This window comes from Actinomadura bangladeshensis (genome assembly GCF_004348335.1).
Lineage (GTDB): Bacteria > Actinomycetota > Actinomycetes > Streptosporangiales > Streptosporangiaceae > Spirillospora > Spirillospora bangladeshensis.
In genome coordinates this window covers 1-21268 of sequence record NZ_SMJW01000140.1, presented here as the reverse complement: position 1 = coordinate 21268, position 21268 = coordinate 1, and the positions used below count along the sequence as shown (strand labels likewise).

Genomic DNA, 21268 nt, shown 5'->3' with positions numbered 1-21268 from the left:
GGCGACGCGGGCGCGGTTGCCGGGGGCGACGGTGTGGTGGCGGGTGTCTGTGGTCCTGGAGCCGCCGGTGCGCTCGGTGACGGGTTCACCGACGGCTGCGGTCCCGGATCGGCGGCGCCCCACGCCGCACCGGCGCCCGCGCACACGACCGCACCGGCCACCAGAAAGACCAACACAGCCGCCGCCGTCGCCAGCGATGCCCAGGACTGGCGTGCTCGGGCGGCCGGTAGCGCGGGGGCGGTCACGACGGCGCGCCGACGATGCCCTGCAGGATCTTGACCAATAGCGGCGCCAGCACCGCCACCGAGTACCCGACCGCGGCGTAACGCAGCGTCTTCTTGGCCGCCTCCACCTCACCCGGATCGCCACCGGCCAGGATGTAGCGGACCCCGCCGATCGTGGCGAACAACGTCGCCAACCCCACCAGCAGACCGACGATCACATTCCGCAGATTGGTGATCACCTCGTCCAGCGAGGCCGCCGCAGCCAGACCCGTGCCGGCTTCAGCCACACCGGGCACCAGCAGCGCGCTCACCCCGCACCCGGCCGTCCACAACAGCGACGCGGCCACCAGCCGCTGCCGTGAAGGCCGTGGGCGGAGCAGCGCTTGGTCGCTTGCGGAGGGCTCGGACGAGGTGGTTTCCGGCCGCCCGCCGGTGCGGCTGCTCTGGTTGCGGTTTGGGTCACGCCACTCCGGGATGAGTCGATGGATGGTTCGGTGGGAGCACTTGCTGGTGTGCATGGCAGCGTCTCCGGAACGTTGATTGACGGAATCGGCTGCCAGCCGTGCGATCAGTGGGGAACGGCGCAGCCCCGGGCCGCGGGTGTCCTCCTTGACAGGACGTGTGAGACGGGTGATTGCGGCGGGGACCGGGTTTCTGGCCGTCCGCCCGAGGCCCGCACCATTCACCGGTGATCTCGACTGGCACACATGAAGCACCGCCGAACAGGCCCGAATTCACAGTCAGCCGACATCCTTGATCAAGACTTGAGCCATTCAGAGGACGGTTCGCTCACCTGAGGGCCTCAGCGACCCCTGAACCGGTCGGCGTTGCCGCCTCTCTTCAAGGCCCGGATGACTATGAGTGCCGGGTCATGAGCCGGTCAGCCGTTCTTGACTGGATCATGAACCGGCCGATCATGAAAACCGGGCCCCTCGGTGGTGCTTTATCGGTGCACGGGGATCGGGTGGCCGCCTCGGGTCACCCAGCACATGAACCACACACCGTCCAACCCGAACCATCCGCCCACCAGCAACAACCGGCCCGACGGCGAGCGACGCATGGTTCCGCTCACCGTCTGGCTGTGCTCAGACCCGCGCAGCGAGTACCTGCCGCCTCGACCGAGCGCCCGCTCGAACCGAGAAAGGCAGGGCACCGCGATCTGCGTCCAGCACCGCCAGACCATCGGGCAGGAACTGGCCCAGCACCTGATCAGTACCTGCACCAGCGAAGGGGCACTGGTCGCCGAAGGGTTCACCACTAGCGAAGCCACCCTGATCACGGCCGCCCGACTCGAGCGCCGCGCTATCGCGCTGGTCCCGCACTTCCCGCTCGCCCAGCACATCGGCACCCGGCTCCGCGCCGCCCTGGACCAGCGGCAGCTGGCCCAGGTGCAGATGCGCCCGGTCCGGCCTGACCAGATGGACAGGGGCCTGGCGGATCACCTCGGCGGGGTCTCCCTGGTCATCGGCGCCCCGCCGCCGTACGAGACAGGCGGCCACAATCCGAAGCGAGGCTCAGGAACGGGCTGCCCGGCGTGCCGGGCCGACCTGTGGATGCTCTCTAGCGAGCAACTCGGGCTGTTCATGGCATCGGCATGGCGGGTGCTGACACCCGGCGGCGTCCTAGCCGTCATCACCACGGCTCGCCACCAGGCCGGACGCCTCATCGATCCGGCGCCGCGCATCATCCGCCACGCCCAAAGCCTCGGCTTCCGCTACGCCCAGCACGTCATCGCACTGCGCGTCCCGATCGAGGGCGACGCCCTGGTCGTCCAGGCCGGCCCCACCGACCTCGCCCAACTCCGCGACACCCGCTCCAACGCCCTGCCACCCACCGTCGGAGTCCACGCCACGGTCTCCCTGTTCACCAAGCACACCGCCCCGGCGACCTCACCCGATACCGACGGCCCGCACGGAGAGGAACTACGTTGATTCACCCAGAGCACTCCCGTGACAAAGTGCTGGCGTCGGTGCTGGCGACCGGGCAGCGCCCATCGAGGCTGCAGCGCCACGGCCGCTACACGCCCGAGTCGATGCGCCATCCCGGCAAGATGCTGCCCGCCATCGCCGCCACCGTCATCGACGCCTTCACCCGTCCCGGTGACCTGGTCATCGACCCCATGTGCGGGATCGGCACCACCCTGGTGGAAGCGATCCACCTCGGCCGGGACGCGGCCGGGATGGAGTACGAGCCCGACTTCGTCAACCTCACCCTGGGCAACCTGCGGCACGCCCACACCCAGGGGGCCACGGGGACACCTCAACTGGTGTGCGGGGACGCCCGCAACATCGCCACCATCTACCGAGCACTGCAGGAGAAGGCGGCGCTGGTGCTCACCTCACCGCCGTACGGATCCCACACCCACGGGCACATCCGCTCCGGGCGCGACAACGGCGGCGGCAAGATCGACAAACGCCACCACCGCTACTCCACCGACCGCGGCAACCTCGCCCACCAGCCCCTGCCCGGCCTGCTGGAGGGGTTCGGCCACATCCTGGCCGGCAGCGCCACCCTGCTCCGCCCGGGCGGTGTCATCGCCGTCACCGTCCGCCCGATCCGCGTCAAAGGCGAACTGCTCGACCTACCTGGCCAGGTCATCGACACCGCCCAGAAACACGGCCTGGCCCTCGCCGGCCGCTACGTCGCACTGCTGGCCGGGCTCCGCAACGGCGCCCTGGTCAACCGCGCCTCCTTCTTCCAGATGCTCGAGACCCGCCGCGCCCGTGACCGAGGTGTCCCGGCCTGCGCATGCGCCCACGAAGACCTCGTCGTTCTCCAGCGCGACGCCTCACACAACGACGCTCAGGGAGGCCACCGATGACGCCCTGCTACCGCCCTGGCGGTAACCGTGGCGGTGACCGTGTCGCCGAGGTCCTGGCGGGGCTGCAGCTCGGGCTGTGCGGCGCGTGCGGCCGAGCTCGTTACGGCACCCGCCGCCAGGCCCGCCATGCCGCTCGCGTCGCCGCGCCCGGGGTCCGGCTGCGCGCCTACCGGTGCGGCCACGCCTGGCACCTCACCTCACCCGGTGCGCCGCAGTTCATCGCCCCGCCCGTCACCGTCCTGCAGTCCCCTGAGCCGCACCAGCGGCGGGGGCTTGACCGGCGGGGCGGAGACGAGCGTGCATACCGACGCTCCGGACTGCGCGGCCGCGGGCGTCCGCAGGATGCCGCAGGCCGCCGCAGCCACCGGAACGTCACCGATCCGCTGGAGGACGCCCATGCAGCCCACACCACCGCTCGCCGCCGGGGTGGCTCGGGGGCCGGTGGTGTGCGTTGAAGGGACTGACTGCGGCGGAGATCCGTTCGCTACCCGCCACCATCGACCTGGTCACCGCGGGACGGGTGTTCGGGGTCGGACGCACCAAGGCCTACCAGCTCGCCCGCACCGGCCGCTTCCCGTGCCGGGTACTGCAGGTCGGGCGCAGCTACCGGGTGTGCACCGCCGACCTGCTCACCGTCCTCGGGCTCACCGACGACCGGCCGATCGCGGACGGGCAGCCCGAGCACCATCAGGAAGAGAACTGAATGATCGCCAAAGGCAGCACGTTCAAGACCTGCGGATGCCGCAGCGACGAGGGCAAACGCCTGGGTCAGAACTGCCCGAAGCTGCGCCGCGGCAACGGCCGCTGGAGCAGCACCCACGGAACCTGGAAGTACCAGCTGGAACTCCCGCCGACTGCCGCAGGCGCCCGCCGCGCCCCGCTGCGCAAAGCCGGATTCACCCGCCAGGAGGACGCCGAGGCCGAATTGAACCGGGCCAAGGAACTCCTGGCCATCGCCGGTGACGACGGCACCGCCCGAGTGCAGATCGCCGACCTCATCACCACCACCGTCAAAGCCACCAAGCAGCTGCCCGAACCGGAGGAGGTGCGGCGCAAGATCCGCACTGGACAGGACCTGTCGCGGACGGTGACCGTAGGGGAATACCTGGACCAGTGGCTGGCCGGGCGCCGCAACCTGCGCGAAGGCACCCGCCGCAGCTACGCCCAACACATCCGGCTCCACCTCAAACCTCACCTCGGGCACATCGCACTGAACCGGCTGCGGGTCGGCGACGTCGACCGGGTCTTCGACGCCATCGACGAACGCAACCAGCAGGTCGCCCGTGCCCGCGAAACCCTCGACCCCAAACTCCGCGCCAAGGTCAAGGGGCAACGCCTGGTCGGCGCGGCCACCAAGCACCGCATCCGCGCCACCCTGCGCTCAGCATTGGCCAAGGCGGTCCGCGAACGCCTCATCGACATCAACGTCGCCGCCCTGGTCGAACTGCCCTCAGGCAAGGCACCCAAGGCGCTGGTGTGGACCGAGGAACGCATCACCCAATGGCAGCACGACTTCGCCACGCACATCGAGACGATGAACGCCCGCCGCCGACGAATGTCCCAACTCGAGCCGCACAAACGGATCGGACAGAACATCAACCGCCTGGACGCCTACATCGGCGCCCCACGCCCGTCACGGGTCATGGTCTGGACACCCGCCCTGACCCGGGCGTTCCTAGAGCGGGCACGCGGACACCGGCTGTACGCGCAGTTCCACCTCATCGCATTTCGCGGGCTGCGGCGCGGGGAGTCCTGCGGGCTGCGCTGGGCCGACCTCGACCTGACGGGCGGCACCGCAACGATCCGGTGGCAGATCACCCAGATCGGCGCCGATGAAGCGCCCCGGGTTCGGTAGAGGCTCTAGGTTGTGGCTGTGACCTGCAGTTCTGTGTGGTTCTGGCGGTAGTAGAGGGTCTCGTATTCGTCGGGTGGGGCGTGGCCGATCTCACCGTGGAGCCGGGTGGTGTTGTACCAGTCCACGTACTCGGCGGTGGCCAGCTCGAGGCCGGTCAGGTTCTTCCACGGCCCACGCGGTTTGATCAGCTCGGTCTTGTACAAGCCGATCGTCGACTCCATCAACGCGTTGTCGAGTGCGTCGCCGACGGTGCCGATGGAGGCGTCGATCCCGGCGTCGACCAGGTGCGTGGTGAACCGGAAAGAGGTGTACTGCGACCCCGCGTCGCTGTGGTGCACCAGGCCGGGCCCGACGGGGTGTCCGGCCCGGTCGCGCCGCCACAGCGCCATGTCCAGGGCGTCGAGCACCAGCCGGGTCCGCTTGGTGGTCGAGGCGGCCCAGCCGACGATCGCGCGGGAGAAGATGTCGACCACGAACGCGACGTAGACGACGCCGGCCCAGGTGGTCACGTGGGTGAAGTCGGCCACCCATCGGCGGTTCGGCGCGGTCGCGGTGAAGTCGCGCCGCAGCAGATCGGCCGCACGTTCGTGCCCATCCGCGCGCACAGTGGTACGGATCTTGCGGCCGCGGCGGGCACCGTGCAGGCCCAGTTCGCGCATCAGGCGCTCAACCGTGCAGCGCGCCACCTGGTGGCCCTCGCGCTGCAACTGCCGCCAGACCTTCCGGGCGCCATACACCCGATAGTTGGCCTCGAAGATGCGAGTGATCTCGGTCTTGAGCCACTCGTCACGGACCGCCCGGGCGGACGCCGGACGTGACTTGGCGGCGTAGTAGGTGGACGGGGCGATCTTGGTGCCGTGCGCAGACAGCACCCGGCAGATCGGCTCGACCCCGAACACCTTGCGGAACGCGTCGATGAACGCGATCAGTACTTGTGTGGCCGGTCGAGCTCGGCCGCGAAGAAACCCGCCGCGGCCTTGAGGATCTCGTTCGCCCGCCGAAGCTCGGCGTTCTCCCGCTTGAGCCGCTTGAGCTCGGCTGATTCCTCGGTCGTGGTCCCCGGCCGGGCGCCGGCGTCGACCTCGGCCCGACGCACCCAGCTGCGCACCGTCTCGGTCGAGGTGACTCCCAGCTTGGCTGCGACGGCCTTCATCGCCGACCACTCACTGGGGTAGTCCGGGCGGACCTCGGCCACCATGCGGACCGCGCGTCTGCGCAGCTCAGGGGGATAGGGGGACGGACGTGCCATGACTCGATCCTCTCAGGGAAACGAGCCTCCATCCGACCCGGGGCGCTTCACCGACACCTTCGAAGGCAAACCCAAGACCGACGCCGGAGAGGCCACCATCACCCTCGACAAGACCACCATCAAGGAACTCCGCGCGCACAAGGCGAGGCAGAACACCGAGCGCCTCACCGCCGGCGCCGCCTGGACCGAGACCGGATTCGTGTTCACCACACCCACCGGTGGCCCGGTCGACCCCAACGAAGTCACCGAGCAGTTCGAGCAACTGTCCATGGAGGCCGGGCTGCCACCGGTTCGGCTGCACGACCTGCGGCACGGCGCCGCCACCTTCCTGCTCGCCGCCGGATACGACCTCAAAGTCGTCCAGGAAACCCTGCGCCTGTCCTCCCTGGCCATCGCCGCCGACATCTACACCAGCGTCCTACCCCAACTCGCGCGGCAGTCAGCCGAGGACGCCGCCGCCGTCGTCCTAGGCACCCACCGCACGAACCGTAAACGGTCCCGCGCCAAAGTCACCGAGATACCGGCACCACCGGCCCCAGCGCGCGGAGCGGCCGCAGACGGAGGCGAAGCCACCGGACCGGCGACCGCAGCAGACGCATCCTAGCCGGGCAGTAGCTACCTGGTCGGTCGCAGTGGCGCGGGTATCTCGGCTGACGCCGATCAGCCGAGATACCCGCGCAGAACCGATACGCAGGCGGCCTGACGGGTCCGGTCACTCGGGAACCGGCGACGGCACTCGTTACGCACCCAGCCGGGTGTCCGCCCTCCTCGACGCGGCTCATGGGCATGCTTCCGGGGGCGCGGGCGGAGACGATCAGCGGGCTCGCGCGGCTTCTCCTCCGGCGCGCGGAACCGCGGCTTCCGCGCCTCGCTGCGGGGCAGAGAGTCCGGCGTCGGCGGAGCGGTATCCGTCCGTCCGGGGCGATGCCCACCGTCGTGCCTGGAGGGATACTGGAGGTGCGGGGAAGCCGAGGGCGTAGTCACAGGATGCCGTGCCACAACGTCCGGCACCGACGGAGCAGCCACCCGGGTCTCCGCGCTGACCGGCTGGGCTGAACTTGACGGTGCTCGACTATTCGACCAATGACCGAGCTGAAAACATCGCCGTCAACCCCGCAACGGCAACCACACCGATGACCACAGGAACCGCCCAGTGGCGATCACGTTGCCGACGGTGGCTGACACGTGGCCTGATACGCCACGGCTCATCAGGCTCCAGCGAACCGCGCTGATCCGGCGCAGGAGGTCGATCACTTACCATCCCCTCTGACTACCGACAATGATCACTGAAACACAATCAGGCACGCCGCCTTGCCCGCGCCCATGGGCATCACCGTAAGTCGCCCCGACCGCGCAAACCTCATGGCGACCCGCCTGCATCTGTCCCCCTCGACTTCGCTCTGCGGGCGGCGGGGTCATCGCCCATCGCTCGCCAGCACGCTCAACGCGGACACTCCACGTCCTCCACGGTTCCGGCTGGGCAACTGTCCGGGCAAGCAGGTGGCGGCGATGCCGGTCTTGCTCGTGCAGTCTGGATCCGCGAGACGTCCGTGAGTGAATTACCCGGACGGCCACCTGGATTGGCTAACCTCTTAGCCAGGCCACTTCGGAGGCGTTCGATCAGGGAGGAGGACCGCGTGACTACGTTCGGCTCTGGGTCCTCCCCGTTTGAAAGGCTCGCCGCGTCGATGCGGTCCAGCGGGCAGCCCCAGGTGGCCAAGAATTTGAACGTCTTCGGCGGGCAGATCGCCAAGGCGATGCAGCCGCGCATGTCGGGGGCGTTCTCGAGCAGCGTCGCCTCGGGGAACTCCTCGTTCCGGTGTGGTATCTCGCCGATCACGCCCAGGCCGCTGCTCACTGGCGCAACACCCGAGGCGTTCACGAAGCTCAACGGCTTGGGCGCGCAGATCGCCAAGGCCATGCTGCCGTACATGTCCGGCACACTCTCGCGCGGGTTCACGTTCCCACGCGGCCTCACGCTGGCGCGCCATACCTTCTTCCCCGAAGACCACCTGCCCCGGTTTGCTGATGTGCTGCAGTCGTTGGCGGAGGAGAGCCGACGCAGGCTTGCCGGGGTCGAGCCGGTTGCCCGATGGCTGGACTCCGATGCTGAAGCGCGGCCTGGGCGCTGGGCGGACCCCAGCCCGATGATTGCGGTGGCGGTGAGTGTGCTCCGCTTGCTCGGGGTGGCCAAGTCACCTGCCGAGAATGACGAGGCCGGGACGAGGCTTCCGGCGCCGCCGTTCAGGGCGATGCTGGCGATACCGGCCCAGGAGCAGGCCGAGTTGGACGGGCAGGTCGACCTGTCGACCGCGATGGTGGAGGAGTCGCTGGCGCGGTTGTGGCGGTTGATGACCGACATCGTCGCCGAGTTCCTGGCGATGATCGTCGTCGTCTTCGTGGTGCGGGTCCTGGCCCGCGCCCGCGCCGTGGTGCCGCGTGTTTGGGACGCGGTCTTGTTCACGCTGGTCGTGCTGGTGGCCTGTCGGCGGTCTGGGGCCCACAGCGATGATTCTCCCCACCTGTCCTCTCTGCTCATACGCCGACATCGACCCTCGGCGGGGAGAGTGCCAGCAGTCTGCTAGGGACCACGCTCCTCGCCTTGAGCAGAGAGAGCTTGGTCCATGCTGAACATCCTTTTTCGTCTGGTGGCGGAGATGGGTCCCATGGCCGCCTGGGCGGCCCTTTGCGTCATGGCGATCGCTGTGATGTTCGTGATTTACGTCGGGGCCGCGATGACGGTCACGCTGTTCACCACCGACCCCGCCCGCGCCAAGATCCGCTATCAGGTCTTCAAGGATCTGCTGCGGCTGTTCTACCGGCGGCACCGGTGACCGCCCCGATGATCGCCCCGCCGCCGCCGCGGCGGCGGCCGGGCCGGCCGCCAGCCTGCCCGCCCGAGGTTCGCCACCGTGTGGCGACCCTGCATCTGGAAGGCCTGAGTCTGGCCGCGATCAGCGAGCGGCTCAACAACGACCAGGTACCCACTCCCGCCAACGCAACGCGGTGGAACAAGAACCGCGTCTTCGACCTGCTGCGCAGTCGCCACGTCAAGGAGTACCTCGCCGCGCTCGAAATACTGGAGTCGTCCAAGCCGTAGCAGGAATCACCTGCTCAATGGGCATTCCGCCCTAACGGTTCACTCTGGCAACGTCAGCTGGTTCCCTATATCGAGGCGTCCTGGACCGCGGGGCTGACCGGGTGCTGTCCATGTCGGGCAACAACTTGATAGTCCGCGGCTTCCCAAGGGGAACAAGGGACAGTCTCCCTCGGAGGCTCTCGCGGCGACCTCGTCACGGTCAATGCGGGAAGCCAGTTGCTTCAGGTGCCGACAAGTGCCGCCAGCAGCTGTGCCCTGGCGGCCCCCCAACCCCCGCGAAGAAGGTGATGTGACAGGGACCAACCGCCTCTGAGAATGTCCGCCTCTCCGTCCGATGCGTGGCCAGAATCTTCTACGCGGCGTTCTGGCAGTCACTCTCGCCAGTTCGCCCTGGATCATCGTTGTCCACTTGCCGTGCCGGGCGGGGAGGCAAGATGGGGCTCATGTTGGTGGTGCGTCCAGCAACAGCTGCTGATCGCCCTGCGGTGCAGGAGATGATCTCTGCGCGGGTGCGGGTGGATGGAAGAGCGCGGGATGCCGTCGGGGCGGCCACGGCGGGACGACCTGCTATCGCACGGCGACACCCCGCACAGCGACATGTGGTTGGTGGAGCAGAACGGCTCCCAGATCTTCAGGCGGACGATGCTGTAGGAGCAGGGGCCGCCATGGGACTGGACCGGCCGAGAGAAGGCCGAGCCAGCCCTCTACATGGTGCAGATGGAGGGCGCCGCTGAAGACGGCGTTGGCGCGTTCGATGAGCCGCCAGATGCCGCTCCGGTGAAGAGGGTCTCGGTGCCGTAGCGCGGCTGCTAGATCAGCAGCCGGGCGACTTCCCACGTGCTGATTTGCGCGTTGGGAACGGTTTGAGGTCGGCCATGTCCCACGAGTCGTGGAGGACGCCTTCGCTGCGGCGAGGTGTAACGGTGTGGGCAGGCTGTGGTGTGCGACGTCGAAGGGACCGCCGGGATCCGCTGCGCTGGATCAGGGCTCTGCCGTGATGGTCCAGGGTGTCCCGATCTCCGTGTGGTCTGTGCGAGGCGGAGTTCGCTGCCCCCCGGATTCCTCGTTGCCCGCGTTTTGTGTCGGCCCCTCCCGCTACGGTTGGGCAGGCCTGAGATTTCGCCTGACTCACCGCGTACGTGAGGGCCGGGTGCGCGAAGATGGCTTCATGACGCCCGGTCAGCGGACGTATGTTGCCTTGCGGGGTGTGACTACCGCAGTGGGGCTGGCGCAGCGATGCACGTTGAGTGGTCCTCGTAAGGAGCCTTGTGAGCACGCTCGGTAGTTTCATCTGGTCGATCGCAGACCAGCTTCGGGGTCCCTACCGCCCCAACCAGTACGGGAACGTGATCCTCCCGTTCACGATCCTTCGGCGCCTCGACTGCATCCTGGAGCCGGACCGCGAGACCGTCCGAGACCTTGCTGCGACATACGAGAACCCGAACCGGCTCCGAATCGAGGTCAAGAAGGCCACTGGTCGGCCGTTCTACAACACCTCGAAGTACAGCTTCGCCAACCTGCTGCAGGACGCGGACGGGCTTGAGGACAACCTCGTCGACTACGTCGACCGGTTCTCCGCCGATGTCGATGTGTTCGAGTACTTCGACTTCAAGAAGGAGATCATCGCCCTGGAGAAGGCCGGTCTCCTGCGCGAGATCGTGAAATCCTTCGGCGCCGTCAACCTGCACCCCGATGTCGTGTCCAACGCCGACATGGGGGACGCGTTCGAGTACATCATCCGCAAGTTCAACGAGGCCGCGAACGAGACCTCGGGTGACCACTACACGCCGCGGGATGCGATCCGGCTGCTGGTCGACCTGCTGTTCGCCGAGAAGGACGCCGACCTGACCGAGGCCGGGATTGTCCGCACGCTCTATGACCCCACCGCCGGAACCGGCGGCATGCTCGCCCTGGCCGAGGAGCACCTGCTCGCTCAGAACCCGGACGCCCGACTGAGGCTGTTCGGCCAGGAGTACAACCCGCAGTCGTACGCGATCTGCAAGTCTGACCTGCTCGCCAAGGGCCACGACGCGTCCAACATCGCCTTCGGTAACACGCTTACCAACGATGCCTTCAAGGGCCGCCAGTTCGACTTCTGCATGTCCAACCCGCCGTACGGCGTCGACTGGAAGCAGTACGCCAAGGCCGTCACCAAGGAGCGCGACGAGGCCGGCCCGTACGGCCGCTTCGCGCCGGGTCTGCCGGCCACCTCGGACGGGCAGATGCTGTTCCTGCTGCACCTGGCGCACAAGATGCGCGCCCCCGAGGACGGCGGCGGCCGGGCCGGAATCGTCATGAACGGCTCGCCGCTCTTCAACGGCGCCGCCGAGTCCGGCCCGTCCAACATCCGCAGGTGGCTGCTGGAGAACGATCTGGTCGAGGCGATCGTCGCGCTGCCGACCAACATGTTCTTCAACACCCCCATCGCCACATACATCTGGATACTCGACAACGCCAAGCACCCCGACCGCAAGGGCTTGGTCCAGCTCATCGACGGCACATCGTTTTGGACCAAGATGCGCAAAAGTCTCGGCAGTAAAGGCCGCGAGATCAGTGATGCCGACCGCGCTGAGATCCTCCGGCTGTATTCCGAGTTCACTGACGCCGATCCTGACTTCTCCAAGGTGCTGCGCAACGACGAGTTTGGCTATTGGACTATTACCGTCGAGCGCCCTCTGCAGGACGAGGCCGGTAAGTCCGTTGTCGATCGAAAGGGGAGGCCGAAGCCCGACCCGAAGAAGCGGGACACCGAGAACGTGCCCTTCACCTACGGTGACTCGACTGCTGGGCCTACGGGCAAGGTCGAGGTCATAGAGGCGTACTTCGACAATGAGGTGAAGCCACACGTGCCCGACGCTTGGATCAATTGGGCCAAGTCCAAGACCGGCTATGAGATCCCCTTCACCCGTTACTTCTACAAGTATACCCCGCCCCGCCCCCTCGCCGAGATCGATGCCGACCTCGAGAAGCAGATAACGAAAATCATCGAGTTGCTGCGCGAGGTTAACAAATGAATATGGCAAACTGGCGGGACGTTCCACTCAAGCGAATAGTCACCTCTATCCAAAGCGGGACAAGCGTAAACGGTGCCCCCTGGCCAGTCCAAGGTGATGAGCTAGGTGTACTCAAGACGAGCGCAGTCTACGGCGGGGTTTTCAGGCCAGCAGAGAATAAACAGGTTGATAGCTACGACATAGATCGCGTCTCGTGCCCAGTGCTGGCTGGCTCACTGATCGTGAGCAGGATGAACACAAAGCAGCACTTGGCGTCTGCTGCCGCGGTGCTTCAGGACTACCCGAACCTCTACCTACCAGACCGATTGTGGGCTGTCACCTTTCATGGTGCTGATCCGCGGTTCATCGATTGGTGGACAAAGACGCCAGCCTACCGAACCCAGGTAGAGGCTGTCTGCGTCGGAACGAGCTCCTCGATGCAGAACATCAGCCAGGGTGACTTTCTGGGGCTCCGGATCGCTCTTCCGGATCCAGAAACACAGAGGTCCATCGCCGACCACCTCGACCACGAGACGGCCCGCATCGACACGCTCATTGAGGAGCAGCAGTGTCTGATCGAGATGCTCCGTGAGAGGCGGCAGGCGGTTGTGGATGCAGCCTTCGCTGATCTAGGTGAGCCTCGTGTGCAATTGCGCCGGTACATCAAGTTCTTGACGAGTGGGTCCCGCGGTTGGGGTGACTACTACGCTGATGACGGTGAGCGGTTTCTGCGGATCGGGAACCTGCCTCGTACAAATCTGAGTATCCGAGGCGGAGTCCAGTTTGTTAGCCTCCCGGCTGACGTGACTGAAGGCTCGCGGACGATGCTGGAGGCAGGGGACCTGCTCTTCTCCATCACCGCCTATCTGGGTTCCGTAGCCGTGGTCGACAGTGATTGGGTCGGTTCGTATGTAAGCCAGCATGTGGCCCTCTGTCGCCTCGATTCAGGCCGTCTGGACTCGAGGTTCGCAGGGTGGTTCATGCTGACCACCACAGGCCAAGACCAACTCAAGCAGGAAGCAGCAGGCGGGGCGAAGATACAGCTCGCTCTCGATGACATCAAGGGTCTTCGGGTGCCGACGGCCTCCATTACTGAGCAGCACCGCATCGCGATCCATCTCGACGAGCAGACGGCGAAGATTGACGTGCTCATTGCAGAGACGCAGCGGCTGATCGAGCTTGCTCGCGAGCGCCGGTCCGCACTCATCACCGCTGCCGTGACGGGGCAGATCGACGTACGAGAGGCCGCGTGATGGCTGACCACAACGAGGCCGTCTTCGAGACCGAGATCTGCGAACATCTCAAGGCCCACGGGTGGCTCTATTCGGCTAACGACACCGGCTACGACCGTGAGCGGGCGCTGTTCCCCGGGGATCTGTTCGGGTGGCTGGAGGCGACGCAGAAGTCGGCGTACGAGAAGGCGTTGAAGGCGGCCGGGTCGCAGGCGAAGTTCCTCGACGTACTGACTACGGCGCTGGACAAGCCGCTGGAACATGGTGGCGGGATGCTGAACATCCTGCGCAGCGGGGTGCAGTTCATCGGCGGTGGCCGATTGAAGATGGCCCAGTTCCGGCCCGAGACGACGCTGAACGCGACGACGAACGCCGAGTATGCCGCGATGCGGGTCCGGGTGATGCGTCAGGTAAGGTTCTCGACCGCCGACCAGCGCAGCATCGACCTGGTGTTCTTCGTCAACGGGCTCCCCGTCGCGACGGCAGAGCTGAAGACCAGTTTTACCCAGTCGCTGAACGAGGCAATCCAGCAGTACCGGAAGGACCGTAACCCGCTGACCAACGGTCGGCGCGAGCCGCTGCTGTCGTTCGGACACCGGGCGCTGGTCCACTTCGCGGTCTCCAACGACCTCGCCGCGATGACCACTCGGCTGGAGGGCGAGAGGACGCAGTTCCTGCCGTTCAACACCGGCTTCGACGAAGGCGCCGGGAACCCGCCCGGTGCGGACGGAAAGTCGGCAACGGCCTACCTGTGGGAGCGGGTCTGGCAGAAGCACGCCTGGCTCAACATCATCGGCCGACTGATGATCGTGGAGACCAAACAGGAGTGGGACGTCGCCACCGGCACGTCGATGCGTCGTACGAGCATGCTGTTCCCCCGCTTCCACCAATGGGAGGCGGTCACGAACATCGTGGCCGCCGTGGCCGAGGAGGGCGTCGGCCAGCGCTACCTGATCGAACACTCCGCGGGGTCGGGGAAGACGAACACGATCGCCTGGACGGCGCACCGTCTCGCCCGGCTCCACGTCGACGACGAGAAGGTCTTCGACTCAGTCATCGTGGTCGTCGACCGCACGGTGCTCGACGGGCAACTCCAGGACGCGATCCGGCAGATCGACGGCAGCGGGAAGATCGTCGCGACGATCAGCCCCGAGGACGTACGCAAGGCCGGTGCGAAGTCCAAGTCCGGCCTGCTGGCCCAGGCGCTGAAGAACGGCGAGTTGATCATCGCCGTGACGGTGCAGACCTTCCCGTACGCACTCGATGAGATCCGAGCCAACGCCGGCCTGAGGGGCAAGCGGTTCGCCGTCATCGCCGACGAGGCGCACTCCTCGCAGTCGGGGCAGATCTCTTCGAAACTGAAGCAGGTCCTGACCGCCGAGGAGATCAAGGAGATCGAGGACGGCGGCCCGGTCGACGTCGAGACCGTCCTGGCCGCCGAGATGACCGAGCGGGCCGAGTCGGAGAACATTTCCTACTTCGCCTTCACCGCGACGCCGAAGAACAAGACCCTGGAACTGTTCGGCCGCAAGGGGCCGGACGGCCAGCCGGTCGAGTTCCACCTGTACTCGATGAAGCAGGCGATCGAGGAGGGCTACATCCTCGACGTCCTCAAGGGTTACCAGTCCTACGACACCGCGTTGAAGATCGCCGGCAAGGCCGAGAGCGGCGACGGTGGGCAGGTCGAGGAGTCGGCTGCGCGCAAGGGGCTAATGCGGTGGGTGCAGCTGCACCCGACCAACATCAGCCAGAAGGTGCAGATCATCGTCGAGCACTTCCACGCCAATGTCGCGCACCTGCTGGAGGGCAAGGCGAAGGCGATGGTCGTCACCGACTCGCGCAAGGCTGCGGTGAAGTATAAGAAGGCGATCGACGCCTACATCGCCAAGCGGGCCGCCAAGGACGCGTCGTACGACTACCGGACCCTGGTCGCGTTCTCCGGGTCGGTGCCGATGAGCGAGAACGACCAGTGGAGCAAGGACTGGGGGCCGGCGCCCTCGGAGGGCGACGAGTTCACCGAGGCCACCATGAACCCCGGAGCGGGCGCCGACCTGGCCGCGGCGTTCAAGGGCGAGACGTACAAGATCATGCTGGTCGCCAACAAGTTCCAGACCGGCTTCGACCAGCCGCTGCTCTCGGCGATGTACGTCGACAAGAAGCTGTCCGGGGTCACCGCCGTGCAGACGCTCTCCCGCCTCAACCGCACCCACCGCACCGCCGGCGGGGAGCAGAAGGCCAAGACGTTCGTCATCGACTTCGTCAACAAGCCCGACGACATCAGGGCCGCCTTCGAGCCGTACTTCACCAACGCCACCCTGGAGACCGAGACCGACCCGTACATCGTCGTGCACCTGGCGAACAAGCTCGCCCAGGCGGGGATCTACACCGAGGACCAGGTCCGCCAGGTCGCCGAGTTGTGGGTCACCCGCAAGGGCAACAACGCGCTCTCGGCGGCGATCAGCCCGGCCCAGCACGACTTCCGACGCCGCTACGCGGCAGCGATCGAGGCCGAGGACAAGGTCACGCTCAACACCCTCGACCTCTTCCGCAAGGACGTCTCCACCTACGTCCGGCTCTATGACTTCATGAGCCAGATCGTCGACTACGGCGACCCGTACACGGAGATGCTTTCGATCTTCCTCCGGCTCCTGGAAAAGGTCATCGCCGAATCCTCCTGGACCGCCGACGTCGACCTCTCCGACGTGGTCCTGGTCGGGGTGAAGCACACCAAGAAGATCGCCGTCAATATCTCGCTGACCGGAGACGGCGAGTTGACGGGGATCGGCGCAGCGGGCACCGGCACCAAGAAGGAACCGAAGTACGTCGCGCTCCAGGTCGTCATCGACAAGATGAACGACCTCTTCGGTGCCGAGTCGTTCGCCGAGTCCCAGATCCGGGAGTTCGTGCAGGGCCTCGTACAGCGGCTGCTCACCGACCCGGACCTGGTCCAGCAAACCCGGGTGAACTCCAAGAAGCAGTTCATGGAGTCGCAGGACTTCCAATCCGCCGTCACCCAGGCCATCACCGACAACCAGCAGGCGCACAACGCCATGGCCGACTACTTCTTCACTGACGGCCCTGCGATTCCCGGGGTCATCGTGGCGCTCGCCGACGCGTTCTACGAGGCTGCTATCGACGAGGGAGCAGGTCGGCTTTGAGTTGACCACAGCGAGCGGCGGTTAATGAGAGAATTCCCCCATGCCTAATGAACATGTGAGCTCCGACGACTCGGGCTCCGGCCGCTCCGTACTGGACACCGGCATGGTCCCTCTCGGGGAGCGTGCTCTCCGAAGCATCCTGGGCCACGTGATCGCCGTCGGCGACGAGGCCGAGACTACCTACCTGGAGGCCAAAAGCAGCCTCGACGTCGAGAGCAAGGTCGGCACCGCGAAGGTCGCCAAGTTCCTGCTCGGCGCTGCCAACCGTCGTCCGCAGGAGGCCGCTCGGCACTTCCACGGCTACGCAGTGCTCGTCATCGGGGCAGAGAAGGGCAAAGCGTCCGGGGTGGGCCGAGGCGTCGAGGCCCATGAGCTCGAGGATCGACTCCGCCCCTACCTCGGGCCGCAGTTCCCGGCGTTCGAGTTCGGGAGGGTCGGCGTGGGCGCCGACAAAGAGGTGCTGTTCGTCATAGCCCAGCCACCGCAGGAAGGGCAGACGATCTTCCCGTGCCACAAGAATTTCCAGGGGGAAGACCGCCGCGACAACCTTGAGGACGGCGCGATTTACGTGCGGGGCACCAGCAACACGCGGCCTGCCCGCTCTGGAGAAGTCCTGGCCCTTGTCGAACGCGCTCGTGGCGGTGGGAAGCCGCCGATCGATCTCGAGGTGGAGGTGCTCGGCTCGATCTGCAGGGTCGATCGTGTGGAAGAGGTCTTGGAGAGCCTGCGCGACTACCAAGAGGAGCAGTTCAGCAAGCAGCCGGAGCTCGCGGACGACGCCTTCGCCTTGGCAACGATCCGGCTGGCCTCGAGCGTCTTCGGCAGTTCTAGGGCGCTGTCGGCTGCGGAGCGGGAGGCAGCCCTGGTCGTGTGGCGAAATGGGAAGACCGAGCACATTGCGAAAGGTCGCGAGCACTTGTTGGGTGTCGGGTTGTCGGGTGTTGGTGTCCGCGTGGTCAGCCGCGACAGGTTTGTCGCCAAGCCGCACCTGATTGTGACTTTCCATGGCTGTGAACTGTTCGATCACCTCGATCCGGACGACGCCGACTTCGAGAAGGCAGTCGAACCCGTACTACGATCGCGTGATCCTTTCCAGCCCGCGTTGGACCACTCTAGCCTTCGACTCCTCCCACGCGACTATCCCGTAGCTTGGGGCAATCGCGGCGAGGACGCCGAAGTCGTGCTAACTCCGGAGTCGTTCCGTCCAAACGTGCCGTGGACGAGCTACCAGGACGACTACGTGATCGTCACGAGGGATCCCCAGGTCAGCTCAGTGGAAGTCACCTGGGTCCTCACCGAGGACGGCAACGATGCCGTGACCAGCGGCGAGTTCCGGGTGTCGACCGGGGAACGCATCGACGCAGCCGACCTGTTCAAAGCGGTGTTCCCCAGCGGAGACTGACGCTACGGACCTGACCGTCCATTCAGCCTGAACGGGAGAATGGGCGGTGAATGCCCCGACGAGACCCGCTTCCTTCGAGAGGGACGGCGACTGCTCGGCGGCGACCTCGAGGCGGAACGCTCGCGCGCGGCGGAGCCGTTATGGACATCGAGGTCGGCGACGACGCGCCGCCGGGGTTCTTCTGGCCAGCCTCCGGCTGCTGTCGACCACGGCAGCCACACGGAGTCGACCGACGAGGCCACACGGAAGCGACCGCGGATGCACGGCCACCACCAGACGTCTGGACGCGGCCGACCCGGATCTCTCGGACGGGGGCGTCATGGACGGTCGAGTGCGGAGAGACGAGGCCCCCGTCAGCCTGACCCGCCGCGGAGCACACGGACGACGAGCCGCTGGAAGCCGACCTCGAGCGCGTCCAATCCCAGCCGACGGACGTCGAGGAAACGCACAGGATTCGTGCGGCGAGGATCGTCGAGTTTGTTGCGGCGATGCCGCACGACCAGCACTACCGGGCCGCGTTCCTGACAGGGCCGTACGCGTGTCGATTGGGGCCGAGGAGCCGGCCAGGCGGCTTCACCGTGAAGCAACTGCTCGCCGATGCCGAGGCGTGGGCGTCGGCCGGGCGCACCGCGCGGACCGGAGGCGAGGCTGGGGCATCGACGACCCGAAATGAGGGTGAGGGCTACGTCTCCCTCGTGTTGCTGATCGGCACGTCAATGCGGTCGCGAGCGACGACGACGCCGTCCTTGACGACGAAGCACTCGACGACATGGTCGCCTTTGAAGTCGGAGTGCTCCACCCGGGTGTTCGGACGGCTCGCGTCGACGATCTGGCCCCGGACCATGTTCCGGCGCTCGGCCTCCGGGCCGCGATTGAGCACCTTCCACTTCAGCGTGTACGGCGGCTCGACGCTGCAGCCGGTAACGATGAACTTCAGGCTCCTGTCCGCCTTGAGCGGCGCCTTGGTGCGCAGCATCTTGCGCAGTCTGGTCGGCCTCCAGCCGTTCTGGGTGACCTCGCAGTCGATGTCGACCGACTCCGTGATGTCGACCGGGTACCGGTCCTCGATGAATTGCTCGGTGTCCGTGAACGCCTGGGACGCCTCGCTGACGGCCAGCGGCACCGACGTCCCGAAGACCTCGCGCCACTTCTTGTTGGCAGCGGCCTTGCCCTCATCCGCGATCGCCTCTCGGACCTTGTTGTACGCCTTCTTGGCCTTCGGCTGGAACCGGGCTTTGACCTTCACGTGCTGGTTGCTGCCCAGCGCGAGGTAGTACTCCTTGTCGGGCTCGTCCTTGAGGAACTCGAAGAAGTCGCGGGCCATGAGGTCGAACGAGCCCGTACCCGCCGAGTCGTAGGCGTCGGTCTGTTCGAAGAACCTGTGCACCAGGGTGTCGATGAGCAGGCCGCCCATGTTCACTCCGTTCGCGTTCTTCCACGCTCGGGTCATCCTCGCCAGGTGGCGCATGTTCGTCGAGGTGCGGTCGTTGCACTCCTTGGTCGCGCTGATCTCGGCGCGCGGCTTGGTGACCTTCCAGCGCTTGGCGACCGTGTCCGGGTAGTCGAAGCTGCCGTCGGCGTTCTGGAAGGCCGGCTGGACCTCGAACTTGAAGGCGTTGCTGGTGAATTTCACCCGCACGACGCACTGGTCGACGCGGATGTCAGTCTTGGGGTAGCGCGCCTGCAGGGCGTCCCTGACTCTGTTGAGGATCCTCCGCGGGCCTGTGTCGCTGGCGTAGGCGGAGCGGAGCCAGGGCGGGAGGATGAAGATCATGTCCAGGTCCGACACGCCCTTGACGGCGGTGTGCCGACCGTAGGAGCCCACCATGAGCTTGTAGTCGGTGCATCCGTCCTTGGCCCGGAAGTTCTTGTTCAGCGCTTTTGTGATCTCGTCCCTGCGGGAGGCGACCGCGGCGGCGGCATCGCCGACCTTGAGGTTTTCGAGCAGTGTGTCGAAGATTTCCGAGGTTTTCATGATCAGCCCTCGCCTTCGTCGAGCCGGAGCGCCTCGGGGAGGAAGAGGTCGATCTCGCGGGAGGTGAACGTCATCTCCTCGTTGCGCTGCAGTCCCTCGCTGGCCCGCTCGAAGGCCTTCGGGCTCGTCCTGGGCGCGTCGGTGTACGCGTCGCGCGTGGCCCGCTGGAGCCTGTCGCGGCGTTCCCTGGCCTCCGCGTCGGAGGCGGTGCCGGACATCAGGTCGGTGATGAGCGAGATGTAGGACTCCCGGACGTCCCACAGCCGAGAGGCGATCCCGCGGTGGGCGTCGGACTCCTCCTCGAACTTGAAGGTCTTCGCGCCGAGGCTCATGGCAGCGACCAGGAGGGCGATGAACGAGGTCGCGAGGCTGGTCAGCGCCGGGTTCCCCAGTGCGCCGACCACCGCGGCCAGGAAGGTGCCGGAGCCGATCGCCGTGAGGACGGTCAGCGCGGCATGCTGCAGCCTGTGGCGGCGGAAACAGATGTCTGCCTGCTTCTCGTGCGTCTTGTGGCTGTACACCACTCGCCCGAATGCTTCGCGCACCTGCGCGAGCAGGTACGGATCGCAGTCCAGCGCAGCTTCCGGCTCGTTCAACACGCTCCGATCACTCGGCTCATCGGGAAGTGCACCGGTCAGCAGTCGATCGGCCTTGCGACTCCGCAGTGCACAGGCTCCGAGTATGACGGTGACCTCTGACATTCGGAGCGGCGCGAATGCGGCTCATCGAGGTACGGGCTCACGCCAGATCCCGCGCTGTCTCGGATTCTGGGAGGCGGGCAACCTGGCCATGGGCCGAAGGCGTGCCATCGCCAGTGTCATGTTCTCGACCGCGGTCACTCTTCAGGACCGCCTTAGTGTGGAGGCCTGGATGGTGCCGCCCGCGCCCGGACGCGAGCCTGCGGACTCACGTCCGTGGAAGTGCGTTGCTGACTGGCGGCCCTGGCCGCTGATGCTGTGGGCGACATGACCGGCTTGAGCGGGTGAGGAGCACCCGGTTTCGGGTCGCTACCAGGGCGGATGCAGGGCCCGGATCGAGCCGCCGAGCCGCCACCGAGCCGCCACGGGGACAATCCGGGTCATGTCCGGCGGCGGGCAAACCGGGACATCCTCGCGTTTTCCCTGGTGAGGGGTGGTGGGTCGCGTGGGACTCGAACCCACAACCTACGGATTAAAAGTCCGGAGCTCTGCCAATTGAGCTAGCGACCCGTCCCGCAAGGGTACCGAGATCGGCGGGGGGTTTGCGACGGGGTTACGGGG

At 66.5% G+C, this 21268-nt stretch carries 19 protein-coding genes, 1 tRNA gene and 1 other annotated feature; of the genes, 13 read left to right on the top strand and 7 right to left on the bottom strand.

What is annotated here, in order from left to right:
• Positions 1 to 241: 241 nt before the first annotated feature.
• A complete protein-coding gene (locus tag E1284_RS42595) occupies positions 242 to 535 on the bottom strand; it encodes a pilin (RefSeq protein WP_243714728.1) in 294 nt (97 codons plus the stop codon).
• 678 nt (positions 536 to 1213) lie between these two features.
• Here E1284_RS42595 and E1284_RS24770 point away from each other — a divergent pair.
• Together E1284_RS24770 and E1284_RS24765 are read left to right on the top strand one after the other, a co-directional pair.
• Positions 1214 to 2155: a hypothetical protein gene (locus tag E1284_RS24770; RefSeq protein ID WP_131942530.1), complete on the top strand. Its 942-nt coding sequence runs from the start codon at positions 1214 to 1216 to the stop codon at positions 2153 to 2155.
• On the top strand, positions 2152 to 3045 hold the full coding sequence (locus E1284_RS24765; RefSeq protein ID WP_207923934.1) for a TRM11 family SAM-dependent methyltransferase: 894 nt from the start codon (positions 2152 to 2154) through the stop codon (positions 3043 to 3045). Before E1284_RS24770 ends, E1284_RS24765 begins: the two co-directional genes overlap by 4 nt.
• A gap of 197 nt (positions 3046 to 3242) precedes the next feature.
• On the opposite strand, the gene E1284_RS24760 is transcribed toward E1284_RS24765, so the two are convergent.
• The gene (locus E1284_RS24760) at positions 3243 to 3443 is read right to left on the bottom strand and encodes a hypothetical protein (protein ID WP_131942529.1); all 201 of its coding nucleotides are present in this window, start codon (positions 3441 to 3443) and stop codon (positions 3243 to 3245) included.
• 53 nt (positions 3444 to 3496) lie between these two features.
• Between E1284_RS24760 and E1284_RS24755 the strand changes: the two genes are divergently transcribed.
• Together E1284_RS24755 and E1284_RS24750 are read left to right on the top strand one after the other, a co-directional pair.
• Positions 3497 to 3748 (top strand): helix-turn-helix domain-containing protein, encoded by a 252-nt coding sequence (locus tag E1284_RS24755; RefSeq protein WP_131942528.1) that lies wholly within the window; start codon positions 3497 to 3499, stop codon positions 3746 to 3748.
• Positions 3749 to 4900 (top strand): tyrosine-type recombinase/integrase, encoded by a 1152-nt coding sequence (locus E1284_RS24750; protein ID WP_131942527.1) that lies wholly within the window; start codon positions 3749 to 3751, stop codon positions 4898 to 4900.
• 5 nt (positions 4901 to 4905) lie between these two features.
• Here the strand turns inward: E1284_RS24750 and E1284_RS24745 are convergent.
• Positions 4906 to 6149, bottom strand: a protein-coding gene (locus tag E1284_RS24745; protein ID WP_424923504.1) for an IS3 family transposase whose coding sequence is annotated in 2 segments (ribosomal slippage) — positions 4906 to 5867 and positions 5867 to 6149 — 1245 coding nt in all. Because the reading frame shifts where the segments join, the coding sequence is not laid out codon by codon here.
• Positions 5740 to 5871: a sequence feature (AL1L pseudoknot), on the bottom strand. Its footprint overlaps the gene before it by 132 nt.
• On the opposite strand from E1284_RS24745, the gene E1284_RS24740 reads away from it, so the two are divergent.
• A complete protein-coding gene (locus E1284_RS24740) occupies positions 6148 to 6753 on the top strand; it encodes a tyrosine-type recombinase/integrase (protein WP_131942526.1) in 606 nt (201 codons plus the stop codon). The genes E1284_RS24745 and E1284_RS24740 overlap by 2 nt on opposite strands.
• A 503-nt stretch (positions 6754 to 7256) precedes the next feature.
• On the opposite strand, the gene E1284_RS41755 is transcribed toward E1284_RS24740, so the two are convergent.
• Positions 7257 to 7403, bottom strand: a complete 147-nt coding sequence (locus E1284_RS41755) for a hypothetical protein (protein WP_165965420.1) — start codon at positions 7401 to 7403, stop codon at positions 7257 to 7259.
• Between the two features lie 383 nt (positions 7404 to 7786).
• Here E1284_RS41755 and E1284_RS24735 point away from each other — a divergent pair, with 383 nt between their 5' ends.
• From E1284_RS24735 to E1284_RS24705, 8 genes are all read left to right on the top strand, one after another.
• The gene (locus E1284_RS24735; protein ID WP_131942525.1) at positions 7787 to 8734 is read left to right on the top strand and encodes a hypothetical protein; all 948 of its coding nucleotides are present in this window, start codon (positions 7787 to 7789) and stop codon (positions 8732 to 8734) included.
• Between the two features lie 39 nt (positions 8735 to 8773).
• A complete protein-coding gene (locus E1284_RS24730; protein ID WP_131942524.1) occupies positions 8774 to 8983 on the top strand; it encodes a hypothetical protein in 210 nt (69 codons plus the stop codon).
• Complete coding sequence (locus E1284_RS24725; RefSeq protein WP_131942523.1) at positions 8980 to 9249, top strand: recombinase family protein; 270 nt, start codon at positions 8980 to 8982, stop codon at positions 9247 to 9249. Before E1284_RS24730 ends, E1284_RS24725 begins: the two co-directional genes overlap by 4 nt.
• 519 nt (positions 9250 to 9768) lie before the next feature.
• Entirely contained in the window at positions 9769 to 9900 is a 132-nt protein-coding gene (locus E1284_RS43715; RefSeq protein WP_279433067.1) for a hypothetical protein, read from the top strand.
• A gap of 617 nt (positions 9901 to 10517) precedes the next feature.
• Positions 10518 to 12263, top strand: coding sequence for a type I restriction-modification system subunit M (locus E1284_RS24720; protein ID WP_131942522.1), 1746 nt, complete (start codon positions 10518 to 10520; stop codon positions 12261 to 12263).
• A 2-nt stretch (positions 12264 to 12265) separates the two neighbouring features.
• Complete coding sequence (locus tag E1284_RS24715; protein ID WP_165965419.1) at positions 12266 to 13495, top strand: restriction endonuclease subunit S; 1230 nt, start codon at positions 12266 to 12268, stop codon at positions 13493 to 13495.
• The gene (locus tag E1284_RS24710) at positions 13495 to 16632 is read left to right on the top strand and encodes a type I restriction endonuclease subunit R (RefSeq protein WP_131942520.1); all 3138 of its coding nucleotides are present in this window, start codon (positions 13495 to 13497) and stop codon (positions 16630 to 16632) included. The genes E1284_RS24715 and E1284_RS24710 overlap by 1 nt, the downstream gene beginning before the upstream one ends.
• Before the next feature lie 148 nt (positions 16633 to 16780).
• Positions 16781 to 18034 carry a hypothetical protein gene (locus E1284_RS24705; RefSeq protein WP_243714726.1) on the top strand — a complete coding sequence of 418 codons (1254 nt, stop codon included), beginning with the start codon at positions 16781 to 16783 and terminating at the stop codon, positions 18032 to 18034.
• Positions 18035 to 18716: 682 nt separating this feature from the next.
• Here the strand turns inward: E1284_RS24705 and E1284_RS24700 are convergent.
• The 3 genes from E1284_RS24700 to E1284_RS24690 all read right to left on the bottom strand — a co-directional run bounded on the left by E1284_RS24700 (position 18717) and on the right by E1284_RS24690 (position 21217).
• Positions 18717 to 20009, bottom strand: coding sequence for a nucleotide-binding domain-containing protein (locus E1284_RS24700; protein WP_131942518.1), 1293 nt, complete (start codon positions 20007 to 20009; stop codon positions 18717 to 18719).
• Positions 20010 to 20011: 2 nt separating this feature from the next.
• Positions 20012 to 20605, bottom strand: a complete 594-nt coding sequence (locus E1284_RS24695; protein WP_243714725.1) for an SLATT domain-containing protein — start codon at positions 20603 to 20605, stop codon at positions 20012 to 20014.
• A gap of 536 nt (positions 20606 to 21141) precedes the next feature.
• Positions 21142 to 21217: transfer RNA gene (locus E1284_RS24690), tRNA-Lys, on the bottom strand.
• Between the last annotated feature and the right edge of the window lie 51 nt (positions 21218 to 21268).

Coding starts and splice junctions, on each gene's coding strand:
- E1284_RS24770 (WP_131942530.1), top strand. CDS start 1,214: ATGAACCACACACCGTCCAACCCGAACCATCCGCCCACCAGCAACAAC.
- E1284_RS24760 (WP_131942529.1), bottom strand. CDS start 3,443: ATGGGCGTCCTCCAGCGGATCGGTGACGTTCCGGTGGCTGCGGCGGCC.
- E1284_RS24750 (WP_131942527.1), top strand. CDS start 3,749: ATGATCGCCAAAGGCAGCACGTTCAAGACCTGCGGATGCCGCAGCGAC.
- E1284_RS24740 (WP_131942526.1), top strand. CDS start 6,148: ATGACTCGATCCTCTCAGGGAAACGAGCCTCCATCCGACCCGGGGCGC.
- E1284_RS24730 (WP_131942524.1), top strand. CDS start 8,774: ATGCTGAACATCCTTTTTCGTCTGGTGGCGGAGATGGGTCCCATGGCC.
- E1284_RS43715 (WP_279433067.1), top strand. CDS start 9,769: ATGGAAGAGCGCGGGATGCCGTCGGGGCGGCCACGGCGGGACGACCTG.
- E1284_RS24715 (WP_165965419.1), top strand. CDS start 12,266: ATGGCAAACTGGCGGGACGTTCCACTCAAGCGAATAGTCACCTCTATC.
- E1284_RS24710 (WP_131942520.1), top strand. CDS start 13,495: ATGGCTGACCACAACGAGGCCGTCTTCGAGACCGAGATCTGCGAACAT.
- E1284_RS24700 (WP_131942518.1), bottom strand. CDS start 20,009: ATGAAAACCTCGGAAATCTTCGACACACTGCTCGAAAACCTCAAGGTC.